The organism is Corynebacterium tuscaniense DNF00037, from assembly GCF_000759055.1.
Lineage (GTDB): Bacteria > Actinomycetota > Actinomycetes > Mycobacteriales > Mycobacteriaceae > Corynebacterium > Corynebacterium tuscaniense.
This window is the reverse complement of sequence record NZ_JRNG01000020.1, coordinates 1-21,990: the sequence shown is the minus strand read 5'-3', so window position 1 is coordinate 21,990 and position 21,990 is coordinate 1. Positions and strand designations below refer to the sequence as shown.

Annotated in this window: 24 protein-coding genes; 21 read left to right on the top strand and 3 right to left on the bottom strand. The window is 61.2% G+C overall.

Annotated elements, in window-relative coordinates; all coding sequences use genetic code 11:
* Positions 1-24 precede the first annotated feature (24 nt).
* Positions 25-1,374 carry a type VII secretion integral membrane protein EccD gene (gene eccD, locus HMPREF2129_RS05725; protein WP_198021526.1) on the bottom strand — a complete coding sequence of 450 codons (1,350 nt, stop codon included), beginning with the start codon at positions 1,372-1,374 and terminating at the stop codon, positions 25-27.
* Positions 1,375-1,593: 219 nt separating this feature from the next.
* On the opposite strand from eccD, the gene HMPREF2129_RS05720 reads away from it, so the two are divergent.
* The 10 genes from HMPREF2129_RS05720 to HMPREF2129_RS05675 all read left to right on the top strand — a co-directional run bounded on the left by HMPREF2129_RS05720 (position 1,594) and on the right by HMPREF2129_RS05675 (position 11,241).
* Positions 1,594-5,199, top strand: coding sequence for a type VII secretion protein EccC (locus HMPREF2129_RS05720; protein WP_034664210.1), 3,606 nt, complete (start codon positions 1,594-1,596; stop codon positions 5,197-5,199).
* Positions 5,196-6,119, top strand: coding sequence for a type VII secretion-associated protein (locus tag HMPREF2129_RS10615; protein WP_052092848.1), 924 nt, complete (start codon positions 5,196-5,198; stop codon positions 6,117-6,119). Before HMPREF2129_RS05720 ends, HMPREF2129_RS10615 begins: the two co-directional genes overlap by 4 nt.
* 164 nt (positions 6,120-6,283) lie before the next feature.
* Complete coding sequence (locus HMPREF2129_RS05710) at positions 6,284-6,604, top strand: WXG100 family type VII secretion target (RefSeq protein WP_034664208.1); 321 nt, start codon at positions 6,284-6,286, stop codon at positions 6,602-6,604.
* 38 nt (positions 6,605-6,642) lie between these two features.
* On the top strand, positions 6,643-6,930 hold the full coding sequence (locus HMPREF2129_RS05705; RefSeq protein ID WP_034664206.1) for a WXG100 family type VII secretion target: 288 nt from the start codon (positions 6,643-6,645) through the stop codon (positions 6,928-6,930).
* Positions 6,931-7,279: 349 nt separating this feature from the next.
* The gene (rplM, locus tag HMPREF2129_RS05700; protein ID WP_034664204.1) at positions 7,280-7,723 is read left to right on the top strand and encodes a 50S ribosomal protein L13; all 444 of its coding nucleotides are present in this window, start codon (positions 7,280-7,282) and stop codon (positions 7,721-7,723) included.
* Positions 7,723-8,277, top strand: coding sequence for a 30S ribosomal protein S9 (gene rpsI, locus HMPREF2129_RS05695; protein WP_034664202.1), 555 nt, complete (start codon positions 7,723-7,725; stop codon positions 8,275-8,277). Before rplM ends, rpsI begins: the two co-directional genes overlap by 1 nt.
* 130 nt (positions 8,278-8,407) lie before the next feature.
* On the top strand, positions 8,408-9,751 hold the full coding sequence (gene glmM, locus HMPREF2129_RS05690) for a phosphoglucosamine mutase (protein WP_034664292.1): 1,344 nt from the start codon (positions 8,408-8,410) through the stop codon (positions 9,749-9,751).
* A 125-nt stretch (positions 9,752-9,876) separates the two neighbouring features.
* Positions 9,877-10,179 (top strand): hypothetical protein, encoded by a 303-nt coding sequence (locus tag HMPREF2129_RS05685; protein WP_034664200.1) that lies wholly within the window; start codon positions 9,877-9,879, stop codon positions 10,177-10,179.
* Positions 10,172-10,996 (top strand): hypothetical protein, encoded by an 825-nt coding sequence (locus tag HMPREF2129_RS05680; protein WP_146014962.1) that lies wholly within the window; start codon positions 10,172-10,174, stop codon positions 10,994-10,996. Before HMPREF2129_RS05685 ends, HMPREF2129_RS05680 begins: the two co-directional genes overlap by 8 nt.
* Complete coding sequence (locus tag HMPREF2129_RS05675; RefSeq protein WP_034664196.1) at positions 10,996-11,241, top strand: hypothetical protein; 246 nt, start codon at positions 10,996-10,998, stop codon at positions 11,239-11,241. The genes HMPREF2129_RS05680 and HMPREF2129_RS05675 overlap by 1 nt, the downstream gene beginning before the upstream one ends.
* 8 nt (positions 11,242-11,249) lie before the next feature.
* Here HMPREF2129_RS05675 and HMPREF2129_RS05670 read toward each other — a convergent pair whose 3' ends face one another.
* Positions 11,250-12,077: a dienelactone hydrolase family protein gene (locus HMPREF2129_RS05670; protein ID WP_034664194.1), complete on the bottom strand. Its 828-nt coding sequence runs from the start codon at positions 12,075-12,077 to the stop codon at positions 11,250-11,252.
* 92 nt (positions 12,078-12,169) lie between these two features.
* On the opposite strand from HMPREF2129_RS05670, the gene glmS reads away from it, so the two are divergent.
* The 11 genes from glmS to groL all read left to right on the top strand — a co-directional run bounded on the left by glmS (position 12,170) and on the right by groL (position 21,698).
* The gene (glmS, locus tag HMPREF2129_RS05665; RefSeq protein WP_084576596.1) at positions 12,170-14,032 is read left to right on the top strand and encodes a glutamine--fructose-6-phosphate transaminase (isomerizing); all 1,863 of its coding nucleotides are present in this window, start codon (positions 12,170-12,172) and stop codon (positions 14,030-14,032) included.
* Positions 14,032-14,679 carry a GAP family protein gene (locus HMPREF2129_RS05660; protein WP_034664191.1) on the top strand — a complete coding sequence of 216 codons (648 nt, stop codon included), beginning with the start codon at positions 14,032-14,034 and terminating at the stop codon, positions 14,677-14,679. The genes glmS and HMPREF2129_RS05660 overlap by 1 nt, the downstream gene beginning before the upstream one ends.
* Positions 14,680-14,706: 27 nt before the next feature.
* Positions 14,707-15,825, top strand: coding sequence for an alanine racemase (gene alr, locus HMPREF2129_RS05655; protein WP_034664288.1), 1,119 nt, complete (start codon positions 14,707-14,709; stop codon positions 15,823-15,825).
* Complete coding sequence (gene tsaE, locus HMPREF2129_RS05650) at positions 15,809-16,306, top strand: tRNA (adenosine(37)-N6)-threonylcarbamoyltransferase complex ATPase subunit type 1 TsaE (protein ID WP_034664189.1); 498 nt, start codon at positions 15,809-15,811, stop codon at positions 16,304-16,306. Before alr ends, tsaE begins: the two co-directional genes overlap by 17 nt.
* Positions 16,307-16,316: 10 nt before the next feature.
* Positions 16,317-16,841, top strand: coding sequence for a hypothetical protein (locus HMPREF2129_RS05645; RefSeq protein WP_034664187.1), 525 nt, complete (start codon positions 16,317-16,319; stop codon positions 16,839-16,841).
* A gap of 12 nt (positions 16,842-16,853) precedes the next feature.
* On the top strand, positions 16,854-17,540 hold the full coding sequence (tsaB, locus tag HMPREF2129_RS05640; RefSeq protein WP_034664186.1) for a tRNA (adenosine(37)-N6)-threonylcarbamoyltransferase complex dimerization subunit type 1 TsaB: 687 nt from the start codon (positions 16,854-16,856) through the stop codon (positions 17,538-17,540).
* Between the two features lie 4 nt (positions 17,541-17,544).
* Positions 17,545-18,045 (top strand): ribosomal protein S18-alanine N-acetyltransferase, encoded by a 501-nt coding sequence (gene rimI, locus HMPREF2129_RS05635; protein WP_084576594.1) that lies wholly within the window; start codon positions 17,545-17,547, stop codon positions 18,043-18,045.
* Entirely contained in the window at positions 18,042-19,091 is a 1,050-nt protein-coding gene (gene tsaD / locus HMPREF2129_RS05630) for a tRNA (adenosine(37)-N6)-threonylcarbamoyltransferase complex transferase subunit TsaD (RefSeq protein ID WP_034664182.1), read from the top strand. The genes rimI and tsaD overlap by 4 nt, the downstream gene beginning before the upstream one ends.
* Positions 19,092-19,173: 82 nt before the next feature.
* Complete coding sequence (locus tag HMPREF2129_RS05625) at positions 19,174-19,620, top strand: hypothetical protein (protein ID WP_034664180.1); 447 nt, start codon at positions 19,174-19,176, stop codon at positions 19,618-19,620.
* Between the two features lie 154 nt (positions 19,621-19,774).
* A complete protein-coding gene (gene groES, locus HMPREF2129_RS05620) occupies positions 19,775-20,077 on the top strand; it encodes a co-chaperone GroES (protein WP_034664178.1) in 303 nt (100 codons plus the stop codon).
* Positions 20,078-20,096: 19 nt separating this feature from the next.
* A complete protein-coding gene (groL, locus tag HMPREF2129_RS05615) occupies positions 20,097-21,698 on the top strand; it encodes a chaperonin GroEL (protein WP_034664176.1) in 1,602 nt (533 codons plus the stop codon).
* Positions 21,699-21,749: 51 nt separating this feature from the next.
* On the opposite strand, the gene HMPREF2129_RS05610 is transcribed toward groL, so the two are convergent.
* Positions 21,750-21,990 (bottom strand): HNH endonuclease (locus HMPREF2129_RS05610; protein WP_034664175.1); only part of this gene is annotated, 241 nt, incomplete at its 5' end.

Here is a 21,990-nt window from a genome sequence, read left to right as displayed (position 1 = left end):
TGGCATGAGCAGTGCGTCGCATCCTCACAGCCCCCGGATCAGGTCGAAGATTCCGGTGAGATACACCGCCACGGGGATCACCCCGATGATGGCAGCGGCCTCAGCGCGCTCAATCCATACCAGGGTGGTGGGTTCCAGTTCGGGAATTCGCCGGGCCCAGACTGCGGCGGAGGCGCAGGAGATGGTGAGGAGTGTGGTGAGGGCGATGAGGGTGGGATGGGGAGCGTCGATAAGCGACACGGTGAGAATGGCACTGCCTGCAGCAACAGCGGCGGTGAGGCCGAGACTGAGTCGCGGTGCGCTGGAGTGATGGCGGGAGGCGTGGACGAGGAGCGCGCCGGCAAGCGTGATACCGAGTGCACAGACCCATGCGGTGGCGGCGAAGGCGAGCAGGATGAGTGCGGGCACCGTGCAGGCGGCAACGCCGATGCTGATGCCGTCGGCGACGCGACGTGCCACCTGCGTGCGTTGGTCCACATCCTCCTGGTAATCGTCCGCGATGGAGAACTCTTGGCCGGCGGTAGGGACACGTGGAATGCGCAGGCCAGCAGCTCGGGTGGCAGCGGCGGGTGTGCCCATCACTGCGGCGAGCCCCCCAAGAATGATGAGCGCGGCGGGAGCATACGGCGATGGCAACCAGGCACCCAGCGAACCAGCAGCCACCAGGCAACTGGCAGTGACCAGGCCGGCACCGCAGCGAGGGCTGACAAGCCGCAACGCAGAACCACCGGTAAGTAGAACACACGTGACAGCAATGGCGGACAGCGCTCCAAGCGCCACGGCAGGTGAGAGCGGATGCAGCGACGCGGGCCCGCTGCTTAAGTCAGCGACCCACGCACCACAGCCCAGCCCCGCGACGGTGGCGGCGATGGGAAACAGCACTCGGGAGCGCGCCACGATGGCCACTGTGAGCAGTAGCAATGCTGTGATCCCGGCACCAGCAAACTGGTTGATGAACGTGCCTACCAACAACCCAGCGCCCACCGCACCCGTCAACGAAAAAAGCAGGTCAATGCCGCCACGTGGCGTGGATCGTGCGGAGTCAGCGGCGAGCGATTCAGCAGCATCGCGCACGACTGGAGGGACAACCGGTTCATGCGGGCGCAGCGTGAGAACCACGCCGTCGCGCAGCCGCATGTGCATCAGCGCTGTGTGCGGATCAAGCGGGGCACCCGCCGCTGTGCTGAATTCCCACGGACGATTGATCTGTGGCAGATCAATGAGCCGGGCGATCTCCGGCAAAATGTCGCTGAATGAGGATGACGTGGGTACGGAAAGATCAATTGACCGCGCAAACTCATTCGCATTTGCGCGGATAGATACGCGCACTACCTGCGATGTTGATGTTGTTGGCTGCAGCGACGGTGCAGTCATATAAATCCCCCCCCTGTTACTGTTCGTGCCGGCGCACCCCCGTGCGCGCAGGCACGAAACCCAAAAACCTACAAACCAGTGGCCCAAATGTACATCACACCGGGGACACGCGCACCGAGGTAGAAAAATTTTTGGTTGAAGCACTGGCATTTTCGCCAGAGGTGTGGTCTTCTAGTTCTCAGAAGATCCGGGGGGATCTTTTTCGCAAGGGGGAACTTTATGCTTGGGCTTGACAGTGATCCAGTCCGCGTTGTGCAAGCGGGGGAGCAGGCAGAATACGCACTTGATGCTGCGCCACCGATGCCTACGGGGAAGCTCGACGCGGAAGCCGTGCCACTCGCGGTGCGGCGGCCACCGGAGCCGCTGATGAAGGTGATCATGCCTATCGTCATGGTTGCGGCGATTGGCGCGATGGTGGTCATCATGGCGCTGTCCGGTCGTGGCGTAAGCCCGATGATGATGGTGTTTCCCCTCATGATGGTCATGGGTCTTTTGACCATGCTTAATCCACCAGAGAAAGCGGGGGATATTGATGAGTCGCGCCGGGTGTACCTGCGCCACCTGGACGCGTTAGCCGCGCGTGCGCGGGAGAACGGTGCGCAGCAACGCGAGCACGTCGAGTACTTTCATCCTCATCCGAAAGCACTTGTCAATGGGGTTCCGGCGGAGCGTGTGTGGGAGCGCAGCCAGGATCATCCGCGTTCGCTGGAAGTGCGGGTGGGCACGGGGATGACGCGGATGAGTACTCCTATTGATGTCCCAGATCCCGGCTCACCCGAAGACCTTGATCCGGTGTGTGCGGTGAGCTTGCGGCGCACGATCGCGGCAGTCAGTGTTGTCCCGCAGGTGCCGGTTGTGGTGCAGCTTGAGGCCTTTCCCGCGGTAACGTTGACGGGGCCGGATGCGAGGAATGTGGCGCGGTCCATCATCACACAGTTGGCGTTTTTCCATGGGCCAGAGTTGGTGGGACTGCACATCACGGCGGAGGGCTGTGAGTGGGCAAAGTGGCTGCCACACACCAAAGATCCGGAGTCCGCGGAGTTCACTGTAGCCGTGGTGGAGGCGGGGTCGCCGGAGGCAATTGCGGCATCACACAACTGCGTTATCGCAGTTCATGATGGGGAGACCTCGCTCATCCAGGACGACGCGCTGCACCTTGTGTGTGATGGTGAGCTGCACGCGCTCACGGCTGCTGGCAAAGAAAAGCTCGGGCTTATCGACGATTTTCCGAACCCCGCCGCCGAATTCATTGCTCGCAACCTTGCTTTCTATCGGCGACCCGACTCCACCACCGGCAGTGGGAGCGGCGACCTGATGGAGTTGCTCGGCTTGGAGGATGTGGAATCCCTCACGCCGACGACAATGTGGCCGGGCCGGGAAGGGACGCGACTGAAACTCATGGTGCCCATCGGCACTGAAGGTCCTGGGAAGAGTGGTGCACCGGTCTATCTTGACTTGAAGGAGTCTGCTCATGGCGGGATGGGGCCGCATGGGTTGTGCATTGGAGCGACGGGCTCCGGCAAATCGGAACTCTTAAGAAGCCTTGTTGCAGCACTGGCGGCCACGCATTCACCGAATGAGTTGAATTTTGTCCTCGTGGATTTCAAAGGTGGTGCCACGTTCTTGGGGTGTGAGGGGCTGCCGCACACCTCCGCTGTGATCACCAACCTCGAGGATGAGGCGGTGCTGGTGGAGCGCATGTTTGATGCGATCTCTGGTGAGATGAATCGGCGTCAGGAGCTACTGCGCGCGGCCGGTAACTTTGCTAATGCTAGTGACTACAACGCCGCGCGCAAGGGTGCGCGCCCTGACCTGGAACCGCTGCCGGCGCTGCTTATCGTGGTCGATGAGTTCTCTGAACTGCTGGGGCAGCACCCGGATTTCGCGGAGTTGTTTGTTGCGGTGGGCCGGTTAGGCCGTTCCCTAGGTGTGCATCTTCTGCTCGCTTCGCAGCGCCTTGAGGAGGGGAAGCTGCGGGGACTTGATTCACACCTGTCCTACCGGATTGGTTTGCGCACGTTCTCTGCGGCGGAATCACGCCAGGTGCTGGGGGTTCCAGATGCGTACGAGCTGCCGGCAGACCCCGGTTCCGGGTATCTCAAAACTGCGTCGAGTGAGGTCACGCGATTCAAAGCTGCTTACGTCTCTGGCCCACTGATGCGACGTATAAATAGCGTCGCGGCACCGACGGGTGTGCGGGTTTTCACCGGGTGGGAGGCAGATGTAGCTCCGGAAATGTCCGCAGATACTTCGACAACGCTGCTCGATGCGGTTGTCAGCGCTGCCCGGGCCGCCGCTGATCTGCGCGGGGAGCAGGCACGGAAAATCTGGCTGCCACCGTTGCCGGCGCGGGTGAATCTACCTGATGTGTGCGAACCGGCGGGGGAGCTTGCGGCGAGCATCGGGCTTGTGGATGACCCCTACCGCCAACGCCAAGACCCCTTCACCTGTGATCTCAGTGCAGCCGGTGGTCACGTGGCCATCGCGGGTGGCCCGCAGACCGGTAAGTCGATGGCGGTGCGCACCCTAGTCACTGCGATGGCAGCCACGCACACCACGAGACAGATCGGCTTCTACATCATCGACGCTGGTAGGGGAGAACACGAAGCGCTTGAAGCACTGCCCCATGTCGCCGGCGTGGCTGAACGCACCGATGAGGAAAGAGTCCGCCGGATCATCGATGAGGTGGAAGGGTTCATTGACAATCCGCGCTCGGATAACCCGAGCACGGACAACTCGCCTGCCCACACCGTTTTAGTCATCGACGGCTGGCATTCGCTCACCGCGCCCGATTCCAAGCTGGAAGACCTCCGTGATGCCCTAGCGCGCATCGCTTCGGACGGTCCCGCCGCCGGCGTTCACCTCGTGCTCACCACTCAGCGTTGGAACGCGATCCGCCCGAATGTGCGCGACCTGGTGGGCACACGCTTTGAGTTCAAGCTCACCGAGCCGATGGATTCCGTCATCGACCGCAAGGCACAAGAAAAACTTCCAACCTTGCCCGGCCGCGGCATCACCCCGCAGGGACAAAGCATGCTCGTCGCGTTCACCTCAAAGGAAGACATCGCGCATGTTGCAGCGCAGTCCGCGGACCAGGCCCCTGTGCCAAGGTTGAAGGTATTGCCGAGGTTCGTGCGTTTAGGGGAGACATCGGGAAGCATTCTGCTTGGACGTGGCGGACGCGATCTTGGCCCGATCAACCTGGACGCGCAGCACCTCGTGGCTATTGGTGAAGCGGGTTGCGGCAAGTCAACGCTCATTGAGACGGTCTTTGTGCAGGTCGCGGCACTCCCGCGGGAGAGCGCGCGCATCGTGCTGCTTGATCCGCGTCGCGCGCACCTGGTTCACGCGCAGCACACGATGGTCGCGGCATACGGCAGTTCCACCGACGCGATGCGCACTGCGATCGCGGATACTGCCGCCACGCTGACCGCCCGCCTGCCCGGCGCGGACGTCACCGCGGAGCAGCTCGCCTCGCGTTCCTGGTGGACCGGCCCGGACATCTACCTGCTTATCGACGACTTCGAGCTCCTCCCGCCCGAACACCTCCAACCCCTCATGCCCTTGCTGCCACATACTCAAGACATTGGCCTGCATATTGTCGTCGCGCGCAAATTCGGTGGTGCCGCACGCGCGCTGATGTCCCAATTCATGTCCACACTGCGCGACCAGCAGCCCGATGCCGTCATCTTCTCCGGCACCCGTGAAGAAGGCCAACTGTTCGGTGTTCGCCCGATCCCACTTAACCCGGGCCGCGGCATTCTCGTCCGCGCCGGGGACAATGCTGGCCCCATCCAGATCGCTGCGAGGGAGGAAACCCCATGACCCATACGCTCCACCAACCACGCCACGTGCTGCGCATCGAGGTAGCAGAGGGATGCGCGATCTTCAGTGGCGCCGCGAACTTGCATCGCTTCGACGAGCCGACCGCCGCCGACATTGCCGCCTCCGTCCGTGGGCTGCTCGCCGAGCACCCCACGTCCGTGCGCATTGAGGTCGCCGCGGAGGACACCCTCGTGAAGGAGCTTCGCGCACTGCTCACTGAGTACAACGTGGAAGCAGCCTCGCTTATTGACACCCCTGCGTCCGCCATCTCCGAACAGGACACCGTCACTGTTTCCCGCCCCACCCTTAATGTGCAGGACAAGGGGCGACGGGTGAACTTACTGCTCATCGGTGTTGTTGGGGTGGTGATTCTGCTGTGTGCTGTGGCGATCTGGTTTGTCATGGGACGGGTGATGGGATCGTCATCCACGGCTTCTGCGCCTGCGTCACCTTCTGCTTCGCCTTCTACGTCTACTGAGTCTTCCGCAGAGCTCTCCAGCACGCCTGCGCCTGCGCCTGCGCCTGAAACCGTGACTCTGAGCCAAGATGGCCTGAGCGTTGAACTTCCCGCGGGCTTCGCCCTCGCGCCCGATGAGGACATGTGGCGTGCCACTGGATCCGACCCGGACCTGCGCATCCAATTCGCGGTGGACCCTCTATACGGGGTGCCGGCGGAGGCAGTAATGGGACAGATTGAGCAGGAAATCACCGAAGACCCGGAACTCACTCTGCTTGAACGTGTGGGCGGAAAGATCCGCTACCGTCACGTGCTTCCGGATGGTTCGGAAGCACTCTGGGTCGCGTGGGCTGAGCATGACTACCAGATTTCTATTGGTTGCCATAGCCGCACGGCACCCACAACAATTCAGCTGGCCGCCTGCACGATGGCAAACGACACCGCACGGTTTAACCCGCCATAGCCTGAAGAAAGTGCAGGTAGACCGCGTGTGAAAAAATTTTTTGCACAATTTTGGATTGTGAGGGAACCAAATGGGGTCCTGAAGCAGTCTAAGTAAATAGGAACGGCGCCAATCGAGGAGCCGGACCACTTCCATCAATCACACAACCACCAATCGGGGGAAAGATGAGTAACGATCAATTCAGGACAGAAGCCGACGTCATGCGCACGGCCGCGAACAACGTTGACGCGACCAATGACTCGGTGAATACGGAACTCAACCGCCTCCAGGACATTGCGGAATCTACCCGCAGCTACTGGACCGGTCAGGCACAGACGAGCTTCGATGGTCTCATGAGGCGTTTCGACGACGCTGAGCGTCGCCTGAGTGAAGCCCTGCGCGGCATCGCTGACAACATCCGTGACAACGCCGGAAACTTCGAGAACGTGGAGGCTAAGAACTCGGATTCCTTCACGTCTGCCGCTTCTGCTGGGCTGCCGCTGTAAGTCACTGACACTGTAAAAGATTAAGGAGATTCCACATCATGTCCGTTATTAAGTACAGCTTCGCGTCCCTGTCTGCGGCTGCGGAAGATATTGAGACGTCCTCGCGCACAATCACCGGCCAGCTGGAAGACCTAAAGGCACAGATCAAGCCGATGGTTTCCGCTTGGGAAGGTGACGCAGCGACCAGCTACAAGCAGCACCAAGACAAGTGGGATGCCGCGGCTTTGGAGCTTGCTGAAATTCTGTCCACCATTGGTCGCGCGGTTGAAGAGGGCAATCAGCGCATGAAGGCCGTCAACACCGCGGCAGCAAACAGCTGGTCTTAAGATCATGCGACCTTAAATCCCAGAAGAGTAGGGAGGATTAATACGAGAGATAAAGCTTCGTGGCCTGCCCCAGGTCATTCCATTAGTCATTTCATTTGATTTGGTTCATTCTGGGCAGGCGCGGTTAATGGTTATCCAGGCGCCGGTATGCGGACATGTTCCGCCCGCCGGCGTTTTGGGTTTTCAGGGGCGGGTGCTTTAGAGTTGATGCCCTGTGTGTTTTCTTTCCGGGTGCATGTGTGCCCGGCCCACCTCACCGGGTCTCCACCGGCCGCCGGATAAGGGATGGGGACGGGGAAGCACGCCATGGCCGGCAGCCTTCTAGATTTAAGACTTCAAGGAGTCATGAATGTCTACCTACCACCCGAAGAGCGGTGACATTACCCGTAAGTGGTACGTCATCGACGCTACCGACGTGGTGCTGGGCAAGCTTGCTTCCACCGCAGCTGACTTGCTGCGTGGTAAGCATAAGCCACAGTTCGCACCGAACGTCGACACCGGTGACCACGTTATTGTCATCAATGCTGACAAGGTCCACATTTCTTCCAACAAGCGTGAGCGTGAGACGCGTTACCGTCACTCCGGTTACCCGGGTGGCTTGAAGTCCATCACGCTCGGCCGTGCTCTGGATGAGCGTCCGGACCGTGTCATCGAGGAGGCAGTCAAGGGCATGATGCCGCACAACCGCCTCTCCCGTCAGTCCATTAAGAAGCTTCACGTCTACGTCGGCTCTGAGCACCCGCATGAGGCGCAGAAGCCGGAGACCTTCGAGTTTAAGCAGGTGGCGCAGTAATGACCGAGCCGAATATCACCCCAGATACCGCTAGCGATCTCGCTGGCGAGACCGACATCGACGCTGCAACCGCGGCTACCGAGGAATTCAACTACACCATCGGTGACGCAGTCGCTGCTGAGGCTGACACTCAAGATGAGGTCGTGGCTGAAGCTCCGGCTTACCACGAGGGCCCGATCCAGACCGTTGGTCGCCGTAAGCGCGCGATTGCTCGTGTGACCGTTGTTGAGGGCGAAGGCAAGATCACCGTCAACGGCCGTGATCTGGAGGACTACTTCCCGAACAAGCTGCACCAGCAGGATATTCTGTCCCCGCTGGTTCTGCTTGAGCGCGAAGGCCAGTTCGACATCAAGGCCAACATTGGTGGCGGTGGCCCGACCGGCCAGGCTGGCGCGCTGCGTTTGGCTATTGCCCGTGCGCTGAACATCTACAACCCGGCTGAGCGTCCGACCTTGAAGAAGGCCGGTTTCCTCACCCGTGATGCTCGTGCTGTTGAGCGTAAGAAGGCTGGTCTGCACAAGGCCCGTCGCGCACCGCAGTACTCCAAGCGTTAATCGTTTACTGTTTTCAGTACAGGCCAAGCGCCGCTATCCCCGTTGCGGGGTGGCGGCGCTTTCGCCTTGTATGGGGAGGGGTAAGGGTGGTTTCGGCGCCGCGTACACGTGGCGGGCATAATTGGCTGTCATGACTCGACTTTTTGGAACCGATGGTGTGCGTGGGCTGGCTAATGAGAAGTTGACGGCCCCGTTGGCGATGAAGCTCGGGCAGGCGGCGGCGATGGTGCTGACTGAGACGAAAATGCCGGAGCAGCGTCGCGCCACGGCAATCATTGGCCGTGATCCGCGTGTATCGGGGGAGATGTTGGCGGCGGCGATGGCGGCGGGGATGGCGTCGAAAGGCGTTGATGTGCTGCGTGTGGGGGTGATCCCTACGCCGGGCCTGGCTTTCCTCACCGATGATTACGGTGCGGATATTGGTGTGATGATTTCAGCCTCGCACAACCCCATGCCGGACAATGGGATCAAGTTCTTCTCAGCAGGGGGCAAGAAGCTTGACGACGATGTGGAGGACCGCATCGAACGCGCCATGGCCTCCATCGACGAAGCTGGCCCGACTGGCACCGGCATCGGACGCATTCTGGAGGAATCTCCGGATGCGTTCAAGCGCTACTTGCAGCACTTGGAAGAGTCCGTGGCCACGCCGCTGAACGGCATCAAGGTTGTGGTGGACTGCGCGAACGGTGCAGCGTCCCGGATTGCGCCGAAGGCATACGCGACGGCGGGTGCGGAGGTCGTTCCGATTTTCCACGAGCCGAACGCGTACAACATCAATGACAACGCTGGTTCCACACACATCGAGCAAACCCAGAAGGCTGTGGTTGCCCACGGCGCGGATCTTGGTTTGGCTCATGATGGTGATGCGGATCGCTGTCTCGCCGTCGATGCTGAGGGAAATGTGGTTGACGGGGATCAGATCATGGCGATTTTGGCTGTGAATATGAAGGAGAAGTCGTCGCTACGCAAAAACACGCTGGTGGCAACTGTGATGAGCAACCTTGGTTTGAAGCTTGCGATGGAGCGCGAGGGCATTGAGGTGCGCGAAACCAAGGTAGGCGACCGCTACGTGCTAGAGGAACTGGAGCGCGGGGGGTTCTCGCTTGGCGGTGAACAGTCGGGTCATGTGGTGATTCCGGAGCGCGCCACAACTGGGGATGGCACCTTGTGCGGTCTCATGCTCATGCAGCGCATGGCGGAAACCGGCAAGAGCCTCAAAGAGCTCGCCAGCGTGATGACGGTCCTGCCACAGGTGCTCATCAACGTCCCAGTGTCCGATAAATCACTCATCCTTGATGATCCTGCGGTGACGTCGGCGATCGTCGAAGCCGAAAACGAACTCGGCTCCAGCGGCCGCGTGCTGTTACGCCCATCTGGCACCGAAGAACTTTTCCGCGTCATGGTCGAAGCCGCTGAAGAAGAGCAGGCCCGACGAGTTGCCGGCCGTCTTGCTGCTGTTGTCGCGGCGGTGTAGTTACCCCCTTTTTTGAAAAAAGTTTGGGATTTGAGGGAACCAAACCGGGGGGTAAGGCAGTCTAAGTCTATGGAAGATAAAGACTGCCGCCTGCCCTAGGCGGCTCGACCAAGCGGGGGATCAATGTGAATACGTCGTTAGAACTCGACCCGGAGGAATTCCGGGAGCGTATCAATGATGCGATCAACCAGTACAACGAAGCTATTGCAGATCTGGTTGCCAACAAGCCAGAGATCAATCCGGCCTCATTTGGTGAGGGGTTTGTGGGGCATGGGGAGTCCATCGCCGCATCCGTAGATGCTGTCTACGAGCGCACTCTTGACCGACTGCGGTCGCGTGTAGAGCAGTACAAGTCCATGCTCACGATGGCGGAGGATGTGTCGTCGACGGATGGCACGACTGCAGGGGAATTGAATGCTCATGGGTAATGCACAGATCAAAGAAGGTTTGAATGCCATCGCGCTCGGGACAGCCGGTGTGCCTGGTATTTCGTCTGACGACGTCTCACGGGTGGAATCCAAAGTCAAAACCATCAACTCCAAACTGGATATGACCAATGGCATGAACAACACCGCATTGCCGGATCAAGTGCAACGTGTGAACTCCGCGCCGTCCAGCGGCAGCAAGGCGGGTGGGCTGCTGAGTCTGTTGGGTAACTTCGCACCATTTCTTTTTGAGATTGGCAGCGGTGGAGAATCCAGTTGGCTGGAAGATATTGGCATTACTGGCCACGAGAAGGAACTGGATTCCGAACAAACGGAACACTCCGATGTTTTGGACGACCTGTGGCGCCAGGCGCAGTCCTGCGTCGAGACTATCAAAGAGATCGCCGACGATGCCGAAACCGGCGCCACCGAGATTATCCGGGTGGTTCTCACTCTCAATTCGTTGCTACAGCGGCACCCCTTGATCCGCGCGGGGGCGCAGGCTATCTACCTGATCATTGCGGCACTTTCTCTCATTGAAAAGATTGTGGACGACCGAAACGAGTCCATCGGCTGCTGCTACCAGCACCTTGATGAACTGTGCAAGGAGACCGATACGCCACCTCCGACGCAGAAGGAGTACAGCTCGCCGGAGTCAGCCCCGCCACCGAAGGGAGAGAGCACGCCTGCTGCAGCTGAGACAGTGACGGAGCAACCGACAGAGAAGCCGGTGCAGCAGCCTGCGAGCCAGCCTGAGCCTGCTGCCAACGCTGATGCCCAAGAAGATCAACAACGCACCAGAAAGACGAGGAGCTGGTAATGGAATTTAGTGATTACGCGGAGCAGTTCCGCCGCCGCACGGCCCACCGAATGGCCGAGTTTGAGAAGGTGCTGAAGCAAAGCCAGCGTCAAATGGAGGAGCTGGTCAGGCAGCAGGAGTTGGCTAAAGAGATGAACATTCAAAAGCCACCACCGGTGACGCCGCAGGGCGTATACCGGGGTTTCCGGCCAGGCAAGGTTCAGGGTGTGCTGCGAAAAGAGGGCCCGACCGAAAACAGGGGGTAGCGGCCCACCTAGAACAGGTTGGTGGCGTCGGCGAGGTCCTGGCCTACGAGGGATTTCACTCCCTTGCCGGAGGCGTCTGCCTCGGAGTAGGCGCTGTAGGTTTTCTCGCTGCACAGCTGGTGGAGGAAATAACCAGTGAGCAAGCCGCGGACGGTTTCCTGCACACTGGTTTTGGAGCGGCCAGAGCCCAGCACCAGTTTGGCCAGGGAGTCCTCGCTGAAGGATTGCTGGTTGCCTTTCTTCACCGTGCGGTATGCAACAGGGCCGGACCAGTTGTAGGCGAGTTGAGCGGGGTTACCGGAGGCGAGGATGCCATCGGAATCCTCATCCGGGCCGATGACCAGGCCCGGTTTGAATAGGCCACGCGCCGCGGTGATCGCGGATGGGGCCACATCAGCTGGGTACACGGCGGCAACGGCCTTGACTTGGGGATTATCCACACTGGCCAGAACGGCGCAGCCACCGCCCATGCCGTGGCCGGCGATGCCAAGCCGGTTGGGGGAAACGGTGACGTTGCCGTTTCCCAGTTTCACGCCAGCGAGGATCTGCAGGGCGGTTTCTAGGTCTGCGGCGAAGCCGGCGTGATCGGGGCGCAGGCCACGTTCGGTGTCCGGTGCGGCGACGGCGATGCCCCAGCTGGCCAGGTGGCGCAGTGTTTTGTGGTAGTCACCGACGTTTTTCATCCAGTCGTGGCCAAAAGCGATACCGGGAATAGCTTTGCCTTCAGCGGGGACGTACACCTTGCCGGGGAGGCCGGTGAAGCCGAGGTCGCCTTCGAGTACGCGGTGCGGGCCTCGCTTGGACAGTTCACTGAGCTTTTTCAGGTTCGCAGACACGCCACCAACCCTACTGCATTCGCGCATGGCTGGTTCCACGGTACGGGCGGACAGAGTGGGATGGAGTTGGTTCATAGATTAATGTTGTCCGCATGTGTGGAATCGTGGGATACGTAGGTAAGCAGCAGGCTCTTGGCATTGCGCTCGACGCTTTGCGACGAATGGAGTACCGCGGCTACGACTCCGCCGGCATCGCTGTGGTCGACCGTGGCCACATCAATGTGGCGAAGCGTGCCGGCAAGCTGCAGAACCTCGAAGACAAGATTGCGGAGATGGGCGCGGATGCCCTGGCAGGTACCACTGCTATTGGTCATACGCGGTGGGCAACGCATGGTCGCCCGACTGATGAGAATGCTCACCCGCATGTGTCCTTCGACGGCAAGGCGGCGATTGTTCACAATGGCATCATTGAGAACTTTGCGCCCCTGCGGGCTGAGTTGGAGCGCGACGGCATAGAAATGGTCTCAGACACGGACTCCGAGGTCGCCGCGCATTTGTTGGCGCAGGCGTATAACGCGGGGGAGACGGCGGGGGACTTTAAGGCGGCGTCGTTAAGCGTGCTCAACCGCCTTGAGGGCGCGTTTACCGTGCTGTTTACGCACGCTGATCACCCGGACACCATCATTGCGGCGCGCCGCTCAACCCCGCTGATCGTGGGTGTGGGCGACGGTGAGATGTTCCTGGGTTCGGACGTGGCAGCTTTTATTGAGTACACGAAGGATGCGGTCGAACTGGAATCTGATTCCGTCGTGGTGATCACGAAGGATTCCTACGAGGTGCTCAATTTTGATGGAACGCCGAGCGAAGGCAAGCCGTTCACCATCGACTGGGACCTAGAGGCTGCGGAGAAGGGTGGCTTTGATTCCTTCATGATGAAGGAGATCTATGAACAGCCCGCCGCAGTCCGCGACACGCTTGCTGGCCACTGGAATGGGGATCGCGTGGTGTTGGATGAGAACACGATCTCTGAGCGTGACCTGGAGTCCTTCGACCAGGTCTTCGTTGTCGCGTGTGGCTCCGCGTACCACTCGGGTTTGGCTGCGAAGTACGCGATTGAGCACTGGGTGCGCATCCCGGTGCAGATTGAGGTGGCCTCTGAGTTCCGCTACCGCGACCCGGTGCTGGATGAGCGCACGCTTGTGCTCGCGATCTCCCAGTCCGGTGAGACAGCTGACACGCTGGAAGCCGTGCGCCACGCGAAAACGCAGGGCGCGAAGGTGCTCGCGGTGTGCAACACGAATGGTTCGCAGATTCCGCGTGAGTCCGATGCAGTGCTGTACACCCATGCGGGTCCAGAGATCGGTGTGGCGTCGACGAAGGCGTTCCTCGCGCAGGTGGCGGCGAACTACATCGTGGGTCTTGCTCTCGCGCAGGCGAAGGGCACGAAATACCCGGATGAGATCCGTGCGATCTGGGATGAGCTTGAGGCGATTCCGGCCAAGATCGAGGAGGCGCTGGCCAGCCACGACCAGGCGAAGCAGATTGCTTCGACGCTTGGCGCGGTGCAGACGATGCTCTTCCTGGGGCGCGGTGTTGGCTTCCCAATTGCGCTTGAGGGAGCGCTGAAGCTGAAGGAGCTCGCGTACATCCATGCGGAAGGTTTCGCGGCAGGCGAATTGAAGCACGGTCCGATTGCGCTGATCGAGGACGATCTGCCGGTCGTGGTCATCGTGCCGAGCCCGCGCGGGTTGCCGCAGCTGCACTCGAAGATCGTGTCCAACATCCAGGAGATCCGGGCGCGTGGCGCGAAGACGATTGTGATCGCGGAGGAAAGCGATACCTCGGTGGAGCCGTACTCGAACTGGCTCATCCGCATCCCGCAGTCGCCGACGATCATGCAGCCGTTGCTGGCTACGGTTCCGTTGCAGTTCCTCGCGGCGTTCATCGCGCGGGAGTGCGGCAACGATGACATTGATAAGCCGCGCAACCTGGCCAAATCGGTCACGGTCGAGTAGTGCTCGCAGCTCTCGGCTTCGCGTTCATTGACTCGATCAACCTGTTGTTGATCGGGGTCATCGTCGCGGTGGGCATTGTGGCACCTCGCTTTCCGACGACCGCCGCTTTGCTCATCGCCGGCGACTGGCTCGGCGTTGCATCGTTGGCCTTCTTGATGCTCGTCGTATTCGACGGGCTGGGCGATGTGGTGCATCGCTTTGTCGACGGGCCGGTGTTTGGCATTTTGCTCATTGCCACCGGTCTTCTTACCGCGGTGCTTGCTGTGCGTGGCGGTGACAATTCTGGGCTTGTGCAGCGCATTATGCGGCCGCTGCGCACCCCATCCGGCACGACGGTGCTGGTGGGCTTCGTGCTGGGCATCATCCAGTCGGCGACGTCGGTGCCGTTCTACGGTGGTTTGGCAGTGCTGTCCACGGCGGGTGTGCCAGTGGGGACCCGCTACGCCTTCCTGGTGTTGTACGCCACCGTCGCGTTGAGTTTGCCCACGCTATGTGCCCTGCTTGTCGCCTGGGTTCGCCGCTACCCGGAGAGCCCTGCCGGCCGCGTGTTTGAGGCTGCGCGGCAGAACTCCGCAGCCGTATCCGCTGGTGCGACGTGGGCTGTGGCGGTGTTGTTGGCGGGTCTGGGTGTGCTGCATCTGGTGTGATGTGGGGCAGCTGGCACAATGACAGCTATGAGTCCCGCCACCTTGACCATTGACCTCGGTGCGATTGCACACAACACTGCCGTGATGAAGCGCGTGGCGGGTGAGGCCAAACTCATGTGCGTGGTCAAAGCAGACGCCTATAACCATGGTGCGCAGCGCGTTATCCCGGCGATGGAAGACGCCGGCGCCGACGCGTTCGGGGTGGCCACTCTTGCGGAGGCTGCCCGGATCCGCCAGCTCACCGATAAACCGGTACTGGCGTGGATTTGGCAGCCGGGGGAGGAGATCCCTGAGGGCATCGAGGTGGGGGTTCCCGGCTTGGAGCATCTGCGTTGGCTGGTGAACCACAACGTGAAGTGCCCCGTGCACCTCATCGTGGACACCGGCCTCAATCGCTCCGGGATTGATGAGGAAGACTGGCCGCAAGCCTTCGACCTTGCCACCGCCTCCGGCCTGGAGGTTCGCGGTCTGATGTCGCACTTTGCCTGTGCTGATGAACCCACCCATCCCTACAACCAGGTGCAGCGTGATGCTTTTCAGCGGGCCATCACCCTTGCCCGCGCCCACGGGTTAGAGGTGCCCGTGAACCATTTGGCCAACTCACCGGGCACACTCACCGGTCCGGAAAATGCTTTCGGGATGGTCCGCCCGGGTATCGCGCTCTACGGGCTTAACCCGGTGGAGGGCACTAGGGCCGACGCGACGGCTGGCGCTGGCGCTGAACTTCAACCAGCGATGACCCTGTCCGCTGGGCTCACCGCCGTGAAGCGCATCAGCAAGGGCGAAGGGGCGAGCTACAGTTTGACCTGGACAGCACCGGAGGATGGCTGGACCGCCATTGTCCCGATGGGATACGCCGACGGAATCCCGCGTGCTTGGCAGGATCACATCGAGGTCACCATCGGTGGTCGCCGCTACCCACAGGTCGGCCGGGTGTGCATGGACCAATTCATCGTGTGGCTGGGGGCTGACCGCGCGGGCATAAACGTTGGTGACCAAGCAGTCATCTTCGGAGGCGGCGGCATGAGTGCCGCTGAGCTGGCGCGCCGGGTGGGCACGATCCACTACGAGGTGGTGTGTGCGCCGGGTGGGCGTGTGGTGAGGGAGTACGTCGATAAGCAGGAGAGCCATGAAGCAACCGTTTGATTCCCCAGGAACCGTCGAATGCGCGAGCGCTGATGACACGCGCGCGTTCGGCCGCACGCTGGGCGAGGCGCTGGAAGCTGGCGACGTTGTCATCCTCGACGGCCCCCTCGGCGCTGGCAAAACCACCCTCACGCAGGGAATCGCCCAAGGGATGGGTGTGAAAGGGCGCGTGACTAGCCCCACTTTCATCATCGCGCGCGAACACAAAAACCCGACGGGTGGGCCTGCGCTCGTACATGTTGATGCCTACCGGCTCCTCGACAGCGTCGGCGGCACCGGCTCGGTCGACCCGCTCGGCGAGTTGGATGCGCTCGACCTGGACTCCGAACTCGATAGCGCCGTCGTGGTGGCGGAGTGGGGCGGGGGCCTCGTTGAACAGCTGGCCACACGCTACCTACTAGTCACTCTGGACCGTGACACGCGTGTGATGGAAGACCCAGAATCGCAGGCCCGCATCATCTCCTGGGCGCCATCAGAGTAGGGTTGGTCCCATGCAAAAGCTGACTGCTAGCCAAAAAGGTTGGACCGCCATTGTTATCGCGCTGTGGGTGATCGTGCTCGCAGCCCTGATTTTTGTTATGCCGAGTTTGAGCGCCGCCTCCGGGCAGAAAGCGCTTGGAGAAGCAGAAGCATCTGGGTCGTTGGCAACGACGCTTGCGGAGATGCAGCCGCCGACCAATGACGCCGTCGCAGCCGAGATTATTGACCTGCGTTACGTGTACGGCCAGGAGATTCAAGGCTTTGTTCCGGTGTGCAACAACGAGCCGGAGCAGCTGGTGGACATGAAGCTGCAGGCCGCCGGTGATCTTGCGGATCAGATCAAACTGGACGGTAGCAACAACTACATTCTGCTGTTCGATGATTCGAGTGAGCAGGCTGTCGCAGTTGATGCGGTCCCGGCCAACGTGATGGACCTGTGCGGAGACAACTATTTCCAGGAGATCTTCAGCACTGAGCAGGGTTTCCCGGTCCACTACGACGGCAGCATGTGGCGTTTCGGCCCACGTATTCAGTAGCCCAGCAGCCACATGATTGTCCTCGCGCTTGATACGGCCACCACAGATTTGGTGGCCGGCATCGTTGATGCGCGTTCGGGGGAGACCCTCGCGGAGGTGGTCACCCCGACGCGTGCCCACAATGAGCTGCTGGTTCCCACGGTGATGGAACTGCTCGCGTCCGCAGGGCTCGCGTTCACCGACTTAGAGGCGATTGTTGTGGGCTGCGGCCCCGGCCCCTTCACGGGTCTGCGCGTGGGCATGGCTACTGCATCCGCGTTTGGGCAGGCCCTGGGGGTGCCCGTGCATGGTGTGTGCACACATGATGCGGTTGCTTTGCTTGTGCGCGGCTCCTCCCTCATCCTCACCGACGCCCGCCGCCGCGAGGTGTACTGGGCGCGCTACTCCGGCGGCGAACGCGTTGATGGCCCCAACGTAATTGCGCCTGACCAGCTTGAGTCAGGCGCGGTGGACGTCGTGTCCGTGCCGGATCACTTGCGTGCGAAACTGCCACCGGCGCTCGTTGAAGCGGCGGGCACCGTCACGTATGAAGCACCGCGCGCTGGGGCGTTGGTTGCCGCCGCGCGGGCAACTGTGCGCGATCTGGGCGCGCCGGGTGAGCCACTCGTCCCGCTGTATCTGCGTCGCCCAGATGCGAAAGAGCCCGCAGCGAAGCCGCTGTCACCGGCGATTCCGCGCGTAGCTGTCGGCGAGGAGTGACCCCGTGCGCATCCGTGAACTCCGACCCGCCGATGCGGCTGCAGCCGCGGCCATTGAAGCGGATCTCTTTGTCGACGAAAGTCCATGGTCCCGCGATGTCTTCCTCGCGGAACTCGCGCACCCCTACACCTTCTATGTTGGGGCATTCGTGGAAGACAGCGACGAAGTCGTTCTTGCCGGGTACGCCGGCGTCGCCCGCCTAGGGCCACGCGAAGACCCGGAGTTTGAGGTGCACACCATCGCGGTTGCGCGCCAATTCCAGGGCCGTGGCTTTGGACGTGCGCTCATGGACCAGCTGGTGCACGCCGCGGATATGTACGACGCCCAAATGTTCCTCGAAGTCCGCACCGATAATGAGCCCGCCATCGCGCTGTACAAGAGCTACGGGTTTGCCGAGGTGGGAGTGCGCAAGGGATACTATCCCTCTACTGGAGCAGATGCGTACACGATGATGCGCCACTCCGTGTCTGAGGTGTCAGTGGGGTCAAAGGAGTCAGAGCAATGATCATTCTGGGAATCGAATCCTCCTGCGACGAAACAGGCGTGGGTGTTATTGATCTACAGCCGGACGGCAGCATGCAGATCCTCGCAGACGTCGTGGCATCGTCCATGGAAGAGCACGCCCGCTTCGGTGGGGTGGTGCCCGAGATCGCGTCCCGCGCCCATCTCGAGGCGATGCCACGTGTGATGGAAAAAGCGTTGGCGGATGCTGGCATCACCAAACCGGACGCCGTCGCTGCGACAGTCGGGCCGGGTCTAGCAGGGGCGTTGCTCGTCGGGGCGTCAGCGGCGAAGGCCTACGCCGCAGCGTGGGGTGTGCCCTTCTATGGTGTGAATCACCTGGGGGGACACGTTGCCGTGGCCAACCTTGATGATGCGGATGAACTACCGCACTCCATTGCGCTACTCGTCTCCGGCGGGCACAGCCAAATCCTTGAAGTCGATGCGGTAGGCAAACCTATGAAGGAGCTCGGAAGCACGCTTGACGACGCTGCCGGCGAAGCCTACGACAAAGTCTCCCGTTTGTTGGGGTTGGGGTATCCGGGTGGGCCGGTCGTCGATAAGCTTGCGCGACGTGGTGAGCCGAAAATTTCTTTCCCGCGCGCCCTGTCGCGCGCTGAAGACCTGCGCGGCGAGCACCGCTACGACTTTTCTTTCTCCGGCCTGAAAACTGCCGTCGCGCGGTACGTTGAGGCCGCCGAGCGGGCCGGAGAGGTGATCAGCGTCGAGGATGTGTGCGCATCCTTCCAGGAAGCTGTCGTGGACGTTCTCACCGCAAAAGCCATCATGGCCTGCGAAGACGCAGGAGCGCGCACCCTGTTGCTCGGTGGGGGAGTCGCGGCGAACTCGCGGCTGCGGGAACTCGCGCAAGAACGGTGCAACGCCCACGGAATCGAACTCCGGGTGCCGCGCTTCGCCCTGTGTACCGACAACGGAGTGATGATTGCGGCACTTGCCGCCCAACTCATCCACGAAGGCGCGCAGCCTTCCGGGTGGGACACCGCAACGGACACGGCACTTGAGGTGGAGACCCCGCTCGTTCATTCTTAAATCTCACCGAGCGAAGTCTGTACTTTCGGGTTAACGTGACAACCGCGTAAAAATTCACATCCCGAAAGGACGCTCTCCCGCCATGAAGTCTCGCGATCATGAACGCTTCGGTTTTCTGGTGAATCCGGACCTGACCTACCGTCGGATCATCTTTGACATTGACCACGCGAGCCAGTTCCTCGGCCCCGTTGTTCTTGAGGGAGTGCGTGTCGCGTTTTCCCAAAACGACACGCAATATGAGGCCATTTACTCACCGCAGGCTCGTGAGAATCGTGCCGCGCCGAACCCGGTTGCGTCCATGGCGGCGAACTTGGCGGCGACGGACAACGCTAATTTCCTGCAAGACCCGACATCGGCGATTTCCGGCCCGGTCATCTTCGTCGGTCGCGATGGGCACAGCATTGACGACGACATCGTGGACCAAATCAAACAAGCCATCCGCGCCGTCCGCCACTACAAGGACGACAACCCGGAGGAGTACAACCTCTGGCACAACGCTGTGCTCAACATGGGGACGGTGCAGGACTAGCTCCGAGCGTGGGGCTGGTGAGCCCCATTGTTGTCGTTTAGCACTCGCATGGGTAGAGTGCTAAACAGGTTTTGGGCACAGTTTGTTCACCCGCGACGACGGCTGCGCACCGAGAAACCGTGTAATGAATCCAACTTTCACGAAAGGTTCAATCGTGGCAAACGTCAACATCAAGCCTCTGGAAGACAAGATCCTCGTTCAGATTGTCGAAGCTGAGACCACCACCGCTTCCGGCCTGGTCATCCCGGACTCCGCACAGGAGAAGCCGCAGGAAGCAACCGTTATTGCTGTCGGCCCCGGCCGCTGGGACGACGAAGGTGAGCACCGCATCCCGGTGGACGTCAAGGAAGGCGACACCGTGATCTTCTCCAAGTACGGCGGCACCGAGCTGAAGTACAACGGCGAGGAGTACTTGCTGTTGTCGGCGCGTGACCTGCTGGCCGTCGTCGAGAAGTAAAAGGCGGGATTAATCCCTTATGGCAAAACTCATTGCATTTGACCAGGAGGCCCGCGAGGGCATCCAGCGCGGTGTGGACATCCTCGCCGACTCAGTCCGCGTGACGCTAGGCCCGCGTGGCCGCAATGTTGTGCTGGACAAGGCGTTCGGTGGTCCACTCGTGACCAATGACGGCGTGACCATCGCCCGCGACATCGACCTCGAGGAACCGTTTGAGGACCTCGGTGCGCAGCTGGTCAAGTCCGTCGCTGTGAAAACCAATGACATCGCTGGTGACGGCACGACCACCGCAACACTGCTCGCCCAGGCCATCATCAACGAGGGCCTGCGCAACGTTGCCGCTGGTGCGAACCCGATCGAGCTGAACAAGGGCATCGCAGCAGCTGCTGAGGCTGTGGTCGAAGAGCTCAAGGCGCGCGCGACCGAGGTGTCCTCCAACGAGGAGATCGCCAACGTTGCCACCGTCTCCTCCCGCGACTCCGTCGTCGGCGAGATGGTTGCCGGCGCCATGGACAAGGTGGGCAAGGACGGCGTCCTCACCGTTGAGGAGTCCCAGTCCATCGAGTCCTACGTGGACGTCACCGAAGGTATCTCTTTTGAGAAGGGTTTTCTGTCCCCCTACTTCATGACCGACCCGGAAGCCGGCCAGGCCATCCTGGAGAACCCGCAGGTCCTGCTCGTCCGCAACAAGATCACCTCCCTGCCGGAGTTCCTGCCGCTGCTGGAGAAGGCCGTGGGCACCTCCCGCCCGCTGCTCATCATCGCTGAGGACATTGAGGGCGAGCCGCTGCAGACCCTCGTGGTCAACTCCATCCGTGGTGCCCTGAAGGTTGTTGCGGTGAAGTCGCCGTACTTCGGTGAGCGCCGCAAGGCCTTCATGGACGATCTCGCTGTGGTCACCGACGCCACCGTCATCGACCCGGAGGTCGGCGTGAACCTCAAGGACGCGGAGCTTGACGTGCTGGGCAGCGCCCGCCGCGTCACCGTGACCAAGGATGACACCGTCATCGTCGACGGCGCTGGCACGCCTGAAGCAGTGGAGAACCGCCGCGAGCAGATCCGCCGCGAGATCGAGAACACCGATTCCACCTGGGACAAGGAGAAGGCGGAAGAGCGCCTGGCCAAACTGTCCGGTGGTGTCGCTGTCATCCGCGTCGGTGCGCCGACGGAGACCGAGGTCAACGAGCGCAAGCTGCGCGTCGAGGACGCCATCAACGCTGCCCGTGCGGCTGCACAGGAAGGCATCATCGCCGGCGGTGGTTCCGCGCTGGTGCAGATCGCAGCCAAGCTCGAGGAGCTCGCTGCGAACTACCCGGGTGAGCAGAAGACCGGTGTACTCACTGTTGCTCACGCGTTGGTGAAGCCGGCTTATTGGATCGCAGAGAACGCGGGCCTGGATGGTTCCGTCGTTGTGTCCAAGGTCGCTTTGCTGCCGAACGGCGAGGGCTTCAACGCCGCCACGCTCGAGTACGGCAACCTCATCGCGCAGGGCATCATCGACCCGGTGAAGGTGACTCACTCTGCTGTGGTCAACGCCGCGTCCGTGGCACGCATGGTGCTCACCACTGAGGCTTCTGTGGTGAACAAGCCTGAAGAAGAAGAGGCAGGTCACCAGCACTAAGCAATTGCTTATCGACGAAGCGCTCCCACCCGGGGGCGCTTTTTCGTCTGTTTAAGCGGCTTGGGGGAACACCGTTTGCATCGCTCCGTACGGGTGTGTGGTGTTGACCACCGGATAGCCCTTGGGGGAGATCCACGTGGGGGTGCCGGTGCGTATTTCGATGTGACCGCGGTGCGGCTTGTGTAGGTCGTCGTCGTTGACGCGGTTGTGGTAACGACACAGTGGTGCCAGGTTTTTCAAGTTGGTTTCCCCACCGTTTTTCCACGCGGTGATGTGGTGAGCTTCGCACAGG

Coding starts and splice junctions, on each gene's coding strand:
- rpsI (WP_034664202.1), top strand. CDS start 7,723: ATGACCGAGCCGAATATCACCCCAGATACCGCTAGCGATCTCGCTGGC.
- HMPREF2129_RS05625 (WP_034664180.1), top strand. CDS start 19,174: ATGAAGTCTCGCGATCATGAACGCTTCGGTTTTCTGGTGAATCCGGAC.
- rplM (WP_034664204.1), top strand. CDS start 7,280: ATGTCTACCTACCACCCGAAGAGCGGTGACATTACCCGTAAGTGGTAC.
- HMPREF2129_RS10615 (WP_052092848.1), top strand. CDS start 5,196: ATGACCCATACGCTCCACCAACCACGCCACGTGCTGCGCATCGAGGTA.
- tsaB (WP_034664186.1), top strand. CDS start 16,854: ATGATTGTCCTCGCGCTTGATACGGCCACCACAGATTTGGTGGCCGGC.
- eccD (WP_198021526.1), bottom strand. CDS start 1,374: ATGACTGCACCGTCGCTGCAGCCAACAACATCAACATCGCAGGTAGTG.
- glmM (WP_034664292.1), top strand. CDS start 8,408: ATGACTCGACTTTTTGGAACCGATGGTGTGCGTGGGCTGGCTAATGAG.
- HMPREF2129_RS05675 (WP_034664196.1), top strand. CDS start 10,996: ATGGAATTTAGTGATTACGCGGAGCAGTTCCGCCGCCGCACGGCCCAC.
- tsaE (WP_034664189.1), top strand. CDS start 15,809: ATGAAGCAACCGTTTGATTCCCCAGGAACCGTCGAATGCGCGAGCGCT.
- groL (WP_034664176.1), top strand. CDS start 20,097: ATGGCAAAACTCATTGCATTTGACCAGGAGGCCCGCGAGGGCATCCAG.
- HMPREF2129_RS05645 (WP_034664187.1), top strand. CDS start 16,317: ATGCAAAAGCTGACTGCTAGCCAAAAAGGTTGGACCGCCATTGTTATC.
- glmS (WP_084576596.1), top strand. CDS start 12,170: ATGTGTGGAATCGTGGGATACGTAGGTAAGCAGCAGGCTCTTGGCATT.
- HMPREF2129_RS05720 (WP_034664210.1), top strand. CDS start 1,594: ATGCTTGGGCTTGACAGTGATCCAGTCCGCGTTGTGCAAGCGGGGGAG.
- alr (WP_034664288.1), top strand. CDS start 14,707: ATGAGTCCCGCCACCTTGACCATTGACCTCGGTGCGATTGCACACAAC.
- HMPREF2129_RS05705 (WP_034664206.1), top strand. CDS start 6,643: ATGTCCGTTATTAAGTACAGCTTCGCGTCCCTGTCTGCGGCTGCGGAA.
- HMPREF2129_RS05710 (WP_034664208.1), top strand. CDS start 6,284: ATGAGTAACGATCAATTCAGGACAGAAGCCGACGTCATGCGCACGGCC.
- HMPREF2129_RS05680 (WP_146014962.1), top strand. CDS start 10,172: ATGGGTAATGCACAGATCAAAGAAGGTTTGAATGCCATCGCGCTCGGG.
- tsaD (WP_034664182.1), top strand. CDS start 18,042: ATGATCATTCTGGGAATCGAATCCTCCTGCGACGAAACAGGCGTGGGT.